The organism is Bacillus sp. 05T31 (assembly GCF_056396725.1).
The window spans coordinates 1-6780 of record NZ_JBFTMA010000470.1 but is presented as its reverse complement, the minus strand read 5'-3'; the positions used below and the strand labels follow the sequence as shown (position 1 = coordinate 6780).

The following is a 6780-nucleotide window of genomic DNA, read 5'->3' as shown; positions in this document are numbered from 1 at the left end:
AGACTAAACTTAAAGAAAATATAACATCTTTTATAATCAATAAAACCCATCGTTTCCCCACACGTACATTTATGAATCTCGTCAACAACGATAGCATAAATCGAAAAACAGTAAAGAACATCCAGAACAGTACGATTTGTATAATTGTCGCTCCCRTACTTTTCATCARTATAGGCAGCATAATGAATACTACAATTGCGTTCGTTATTGCAATCCGAATTAACGTATATATAATGCCAAGTTTCATTAATTTTCGCATATGATTTGGGTACGAAATTAAAAATAAACTATCTGCTTGTTCAAAAAATGAGCGAACTCCTCTTGAAAATGTGACAAAATAAAACGCAAGTAAACCTAACCCAAAATAAATGGTCTCTTCCATCGATAATTCTTTCATCCATAGTGAACGATAATAGATCCCCGCAAATATAAGTGCTGGAATAATAATATATAATGCTACTGTCCAATCTGTTACAGAACGAATCGCTTTCCATTTTCTTTGCAATTCATGACGTAACCTTTTATTAAACTGTTGTTTAATCATTTTGTTCCCGCCTTACAATTGCATCGAAACAATCTAACAATGGACTCCCTGGCATTTCTGCTAATGTTTGGATCTTTTCTAATTTCCCATCTGCTACCAATGTCCCTTTCGAAATAAGCAAAAACCTTTCACAAATCCTTTCGGCAGTATCTAGTACGTGTGTACAAAGTAAAATCCCAACGCCTCGTTCTTTTTCTTTATATAAATAATTTAAAAACTCTTTTGTAGCTACTGGATCTAAACCGATAAAAGGCTCATCAATAATATAGAAATCCGGCTCCGTTAAAAACGCGAGTATAAGCATTGATTTTTGTTTCATACCTTTGGAAAACTTTGATATGTATTCATGTATATGTTTTTCCATTCGAAACGTATGCAATAATTCTCTTGCCCTGGCCTCCCAATTTCCTACTTCATTTCCACGGGCAGCCATTAATAATTCAATATGCTCCCATAAAGTTAAATAATCATAATAAGTGGGATGCTCCGGTACATATGCATATGGATTTTTCTTTTCACCAAACGAAATTTCACCATCCATATTGACAAGTAGACCGAGTATCGACTTAATTGTCGTACTCTTTCCTGCACCATTTGCGCCAATAAGAGCAACTAACTCTCCTTTTTTAATTGCAAATGCAATATCGTGAACTGTCTTTTCACCTACTTCATATCCGGCTGAGCGAATATTCACTTCTAGCATACGTTCCCCTTCTTTCCATTTACAATACAATCAAGGAAAATGATAACATATCCCTCTTAATATAGTATTATATCATTTCTAAAATATTTGTTTCGGTAGCAGGAAAAAGCATACTTTAACAGAATATTTAATGTTTGAAGATTTTAAAGTAAATGGGGTTGATCATATGTCAGTTCAAATTCGTGAAGCGACTATAGATGATATAGATTCACTTTGTTCTCTTACAAAAGAATTAAAAGGGTCCTCTATCTCTAATGAAGATATGAACAATCGTTTACAATTCGTAAAAATGAGTCCTTTTGATTTTTTATATGTATATGAAGAAGAGAATACTATTTTGGGATTACTAGGATTTCGCATACGTGAGAATTTAGAAGATGTAACTCGTTATGGAGAGATTTCAATTATTAGTGTTGATTCTACAATACGTCGTAAAGGTATTGGACAAGTGTTAATGGACTACGCAGAACAATTAGCAAAAGAGCATAACTGTATTGGTACTTGGCTTGTTAGTGGAATGAGCCGCAAAGAAGCACACCCCTTCTATGAAAAATTGGGCTATGAAGTAAATGGGTATCGATTTGTAAAACATTTTTAAACTACTGGTACAAAGAAAGGACTATAACTATGACAAACATTGAAGCAATATTCATTGATCGTGACGGAACAATTGGCGGTGATACTACAATACATTATCCAGGGGCTTTCACATTATTTCCTTTTGCGAAAGAATCTCTACAAAAATTAAAAGCAAAAAATATAAAACTTTTCTCTTTTACGAATCAACCAGGTATCGCGGATGGAAAAGCAACTGCGWATGATTTTGTGCAAGAATTAAAAGRGTTTGGTTTTGATGATATTTACCTATGTCCTCATAAACATGGTGGCGGATGTGAATGCCGCAAACCGAGCACAGGTATGCTCCTGCAAGCAGCGGAAAAACATGAGCTTRATTTAACAAAATGCGCTGTAATYGGTGATCGCTGGACWGATATTGTTGCTGGKGCAAAAGTAAATGCAACAACAATATTAGTTCGAACTGGTGCTGGATATGACGCTTTACATACATACCGAGACAAATGGGCACATATTGAGCCGAATTACATTGCAGAAAACTTTGAGGATGCTACGAATTGGATTTTAAATCATCAATAAAAAAATTAAATGAGACGCCTTCACTTTGAAAGCGTCTCATTTATCCTCTATTAAAATTACATATACCAAAGAAGCTCACTCCCTAACTTCTTACCTGTTTTATAGTTCATTTCGACCACTTTCCACTCATCATTTTCTTTTTCCACAGTGCATACTACATTTCGTCCATCAGCTCTTTTAAAAAGAATGTAACCTTGATTTCCTTTAACAAAACTTATAGGCGTAATTATATTTTTATATGGTGAAGAAATATCTGCCTTCAAAATTTCAGTTGTAATCCTTACTATAATATTCGAAAGTGATTTATAATTATTCTGCTGATCCGCCTTATAAAGAAGTTGCTCGTTATTATATTTTTTATATGTTTCCAATTGTAAATTAAAAGCCTTTTCTATTTCAAAAATGACCCTATTATAAAATGTATTTATTTTCTTTTCCCACTCATCTCCTTCATGCTGAAATGAAATGACACTGACTCCTTCACCATCCATCTTAAAAGTAATCGTTTCTTTCCCGTACGGTGGATTGTGAGCATCATTAAATGTATGAACCCTCATCTTTATAATAAATGTCCCGTTCACTTTTTCAATATTTACAATTTCAATATCATATAAAGAATACTGCTTCACTTCTCCATAATAATTAAAAATAGTTTTTTCTATTTCATGATTTAATGTTAACAGTAAAGTTTCTTTAATAAGTTTATGCTTCAATTGTTGCTCCTGAGCATAAACAGAATGCAATGGATGCACTTGAAAAATTAATAAAGTCATTACAATTATTCCATATATTTTCCTCATATCTTTCTCCTTTTGACTATTCTTTTCCTAAATGCCAAAAGGTATGAAAAATAATAAAAGCTCAACCTACGAAAAAAGTAGGCCGAGCTTTTATAGATTAGTTTAAAAAGTTAATTCATAATGGAAATAACGATTATCTCTCAAATATCCATTTTCAGCATATAATCGCTGTGCTGATAAGTTATCAATTTCTGTTTGTAGTTTTAAACCTTTTGCACCATTTTCTAAAGCGAGGATATAATTGTGTGAAACCAATGTATTCCCCGTCTTCCACCGCTACAAAAATGACTGATTCTTTTCGCTCAATTCGATTTCGTAAAAATRCTTTTGCTCCTTCAATATCGGARTCTTGTCGATAAAATACGCGATAGTTATTAAAAACAGATGYTAGTCCRTCTAAATCTGCAATTGTTGCYTCATATATTCTCATTTTRYTTYRTTCCCCTTCCAATAYTGTTTCATAATATCYGTTRCCCATTCAGGCTGTTTTATTTCTTCTCTCGGTATAAATTCATTCATAACAGGCTTTATATCCAAAATAGGCGTGCCATCAATTGCGTCTAATCCTTCAACAACAATTGTCTTTCCATCTCTTCTTATCACCTTAACAATTGTTGCTCCTAGTCGATTCGGGCGATTTTTTCCACGTTGTGCAAAAATCCCTACCTTTGGAAAATTACTATTATTTCTAGGGTGTCTAGCAGAATACTGAATTTGTTCATCTGTTACTTTATGAAAATAGAAAATAACTTCAATATGAGAAAACTCTTCGATCCCTTGTATACTTTCTTCTGTAAACGAATCTCTTAAAGTAATAAGTGATCTTATTTCTCCCCAATCATCATCTACTATTTCCGTTCTTTCATTATGTACAAATGCGATTGGTTGAACTGAAAACATCCGCATTCCCCCTTAAATGTAACCACTTACATTATAAAATATTTTCTGAATGTTTTCCACATATACGAATATTGTTTACATAATAAAATTATATTCTATCTTGTAAGGCGATATTTACAGCTTCAATAGCGTGTATGCGCGCTGTATCAAATAACGGAACTATTGAATCTTCCTGTTTTACTAATAGCCCTATTTCCGTACATCCTAATATAATGCCTTTTGCTCCTCTTTGTTCCAAATCTTCCATTACACTTTTAAAATAATCTCTTGATTGTGGGTTTATTTTTCCTAAGCATAATTCGTTATATATTATTTTATTTACTCTCTCTCTATCCTCTTCTTTCGGTACAATTACTCTTATATCATTTTCTTCTATACGTAATTTATAGAAATCCTGTTCCATCGTGTATTTTGTCCCAAGTAGACCAACTGATTGAATCCCATGTTGTTTTATTTCCTTCGCTGTTGCATCAGCAATATGTAATATTGGAATACTGATTCTATTTTTTATATGCTTAATAACTTTATGCATTGTATTTGTACAAATGATTATAAAAGCAGCCCCCCCCTTCTCCAAAGAAGACGCTGCATTTCCCAATACCTCTCCCGCTTTATCCCAATCCCCTTCAGATTGATATCGCTCAATTTCTTCGAAGTCAACACTGTAAAGTAGACATCTTGCTGAATGCAATCCACCTAATCTCATTTTTACTTCTTCATTTATCATTTTGTAGTACTCAGTAGATGATTCCCAGCTCATACCGCCAATAAGACCTATTAATTTCATATATTCTCCCTTCAAAACAACATTTTAAAAACGTGATTTATTGTCTAATTTATACACAATAAATCACGTTAAAATTCTATAAAAACAATAATCTTACTCCAGTTTACTATTACATTTATAGTTATTCTTTTTCATTTCCGCGGAAATAATTATAGAATATTCAGAAAACAACCTTTGTGGTTATATCATATTGATAATCAAAACATTTTCGATAGAGCTCTTTTATTTCATCATAAGATGGAACTCTTGGATTGTTACTTGGACTACCACTTGCAATAGCATCTTTCGCCATTTTAGAAATAGCATTTTCAAATTCAACTTCATCAATTCCGTATTCTCTTAAATTTGGAATATGAAGATTAAAGCACAGTTTTTTAATTTCAGCAATCGTATAGTTCGCCACTTCTTCATCAGAATACGAATACAAATCTTTATTTAAGCTACGTCCTACTTCAGCTAACCTTTTTACTGCACTCACTTTTGTAAACTCTAGAACTGTAGGTAATAGTATTGCATTCGATATTCCATGTGGCACATGAAATAATGCTCCTACTGGCCGGGACATACCATGGACTAATGTAACGGAAGCATTTGAAAAAGCAATTCCAGCTTGTAATGAAGCAATCATCAGTGCTTCTCTCGCTTCCATATTCTCCCCATCTTCATATGCAATACGTAGATATTTCATTATACTTTCAATAGCTGAAAGAGCGAGTACATCTGTTAGTGGTTGTGAAGCTTTAGAAATATATGCTTCAATCGCATGGCATAATGCATCTACTCCTGTTGCTGCAGTAATTTGAGGTGGTAACGAACATGTTAAAATTGGGTCTATAATTGCCACTTGCGGGATAAAGCTTGGATGYTTYAYCATCATTTTCACATCYGTTTTTTTAYTYGTAATTACTGYKACACTTGTTACTTCCGATCCAGTGCCTGAGGTTGTTGTAATTGCGATAAGTGGTAGCGGATCTTTTTCTATTTCAACATCCTTTTGTACATAATCTTCAATTTCCCCACCATTTGTATATAACACTGCTACTGCTTTCGCAGCATCAATACAACTTCCACCGCCAATAGCGATAATAAAATCACATTTTCCTTCTTTACAAATAGATAGCGCTTCTAATACGTGTAAATTTGTAGGCTCAGCGTTCACTTTATTATACGTAATAGCTGTAATCCCTTTCGCATTTAATTGCTTCAAACAACTTTCAATATACCCTAACTTCTCCATAATTGAATCACTAACTATAAAAGCACGTTTCCCTAACTTTTTTGATTGCTCCCCTAATTTTTCAAGCGAATTTCTCCCATATAATACAGACTTCGGCATACGAAATTCAGCAACTTCTTGCAAGTCCTCCACCCCTTCTATATATAATAAATATTTTATTATATAAAATATCAATCTAATAAATCTTTTCTTTTCGTATACTAACTAGTATTAATAGATTCCTGTTAAAGTATAGAACGCGATGACTGCAAATACAGCAACCGTTTTCAAAATTGTAATAGCAAATATATCTTTATATGACTGTTTATGTGTTAAACCTGTTACCGTTAGAATAGTAATAATTGCACCATTATGCGGTAATGTATCCATTCCACCTGATGCCATTGATACAATGCGGTGCATAACTTCTAACGGAATATCATATTGATTTGCCGCTGCAATAAATTTATCTCCCATCGCACTTAAAACAATCCCCATTCCGCCTGATGCTGACCCAGTAATTCCAGCTAAAATATTCGTCGTTACTGCCCCATTCACTAATGGATTCGTGAAAGTTGCAGAGATGCTATCTCTCATAATTGCAAAGCCTGGAAGTGCTGCAATAACACCACCAAATCCAAACTCCGCGCCTGTATTCATTGTTGCAAGTAGCGC

General features: G+C 33.6%; 8 protein-coding genes and 2 pseudogenes. 2 read left to right on the top strand and 8 right to left on the bottom strand.

Annotated elements, in window-relative coordinates; genetic code table 11:
• Both AC1DJR_RS22130 and AC1DJR_RS22125 read right to left on the bottom strand, forming a co-directional pair.
• A partial coding sequence (locus tag AC1DJR_RS22130) for an ABC transporter permease (RefSeq protein WP_477003505.1) occupies positions 1-544 on the bottom strand: 544 nt, incomplete at its 3' end.
• Positions 537-1247, bottom strand: coding sequence for an ABC transporter ATP-binding protein (locus AC1DJR_RS22125; RefSeq protein ID WP_429687327.1), 711 nt, complete (start codon positions 1245-1247; stop codon positions 537-539). The genes AC1DJR_RS22125 and AC1DJR_RS22130, both read right to left, overlap by 8 nt.
• Before the next feature lie 166 nt (positions 1248-1413).
• Between AC1DJR_RS22125 and AC1DJR_RS22120 the strand changes: the two genes are divergently transcribed.
• Together AC1DJR_RS22120 and AC1DJR_RS22115 are read left to right on the top strand one after the other, a co-directional pair.
• Positions 1414-1845 carry a GNAT family N-acetyltransferase gene (locus AC1DJR_RS22120; protein WP_410593681.1) on the top strand — a complete coding sequence of 144 codons (432 nt, stop codon included), beginning with the start codon at positions 1414-1416 and terminating at the stop codon, positions 1843-1845.
• Between the two features lie 29 nt (positions 1846-1874).
• Entirely contained in the window at positions 1875-2402 is a 528-nt protein-coding gene (locus AC1DJR_RS22115; protein ID WP_477003504.1) for an HAD-IIIA family hydrolase, read from the top strand.
• A 56-nt stretch (positions 2403-2458) separates the two neighbouring features.
• On the opposite strand, the gene AC1DJR_RS22110 is transcribed toward AC1DJR_RS22115, so the two are convergent.
• The 6 genes and pseudogenes from AC1DJR_RS22110 to AC1DJR_RS22085 form a co-directional block, all read right to left on the bottom strand.
• Positions 2459-3202, bottom strand: a complete 744-nt coding sequence (locus AC1DJR_RS22110; RefSeq protein WP_477003503.1) for a DUF3888 domain-containing protein — start codon at positions 3200-3202, stop codon at positions 2459-2461.
• Positions 3203-3304: 102 nt separating this feature from the next.
• A pseudogene (locus tag AC1DJR_RS22105) lies at positions 3305-3632 on the bottom strand (GNAT family N-acetyltransferase).
• Positions 3629-4102 (bottom strand): SAM-dependent methyltransferase, encoded by a 474-nt coding sequence (locus tag AC1DJR_RS22100; protein ID WP_477003502.1) that lies wholly within the window; start codon positions 4100-4102, stop codon positions 3629-3631. Before AC1DJR_RS22100 ends, AC1DJR_RS22105 begins: the two are co-directional and overlap by 4 nt.
• An 88-nt stretch (positions 4103-4190) precedes the next feature.
• Entirely contained in the window at positions 4191-4889 is a 699-nt protein-coding gene (locus tag AC1DJR_RS22095; RefSeq protein ID WP_429687330.1) for an aspartate/glutamate racemase family protein, read from the bottom strand.
• Positions 4890-5049: 160 nt separating this feature from the next.
• Positions 5050-6249 carry an iron-containing alcohol dehydrogenase gene (locus AC1DJR_RS22090; protein WP_477003501.1) on the bottom strand — a complete coding sequence of 400 codons (1200 nt, stop codon included), beginning with the start codon at positions 6247-6249 and terminating at the stop codon, positions 5050-5052.
• A gap of 87 nt (positions 6250-6336) precedes the next feature.
• Positions 6337-6780: pseudogene (locus AC1DJR_RS22085) on the bottom strand (GntP family permease); the annotation flags it as partial.

What these genes read in the sequence shown, in the direction of transcription:
- AC1DJR_RS22120 (WP_410593681.1), top strand. Translation starts at nt 1,414, where the DNA reads ATGTCAGTTCAAATTCGTGAAGCGACTATAGATGATATAGATTCACTT.
- AC1DJR_RS22125 (WP_429687327.1), bottom strand. Translation starts at nt 1,247, where the DNA reads ATGCTAGAAGTGAATATTCGCTCAGCCGGATATGAAGTAGGTGAAAAG.
- AC1DJR_RS22095 (WP_429687330.1), bottom strand. Translation starts at nt 4,889, where the DNA reads ATGAAATTAATAGGTCTTATTGGCGGTATGAGCTGGGAATCATCTACT.
- AC1DJR_RS22110 (WP_477003503.1), bottom strand. Translation starts at nt 3,202, where the DNA reads ATGAGGAAAATATATGGAATAATTGTAATGACTTTATTAATTTTTCAA.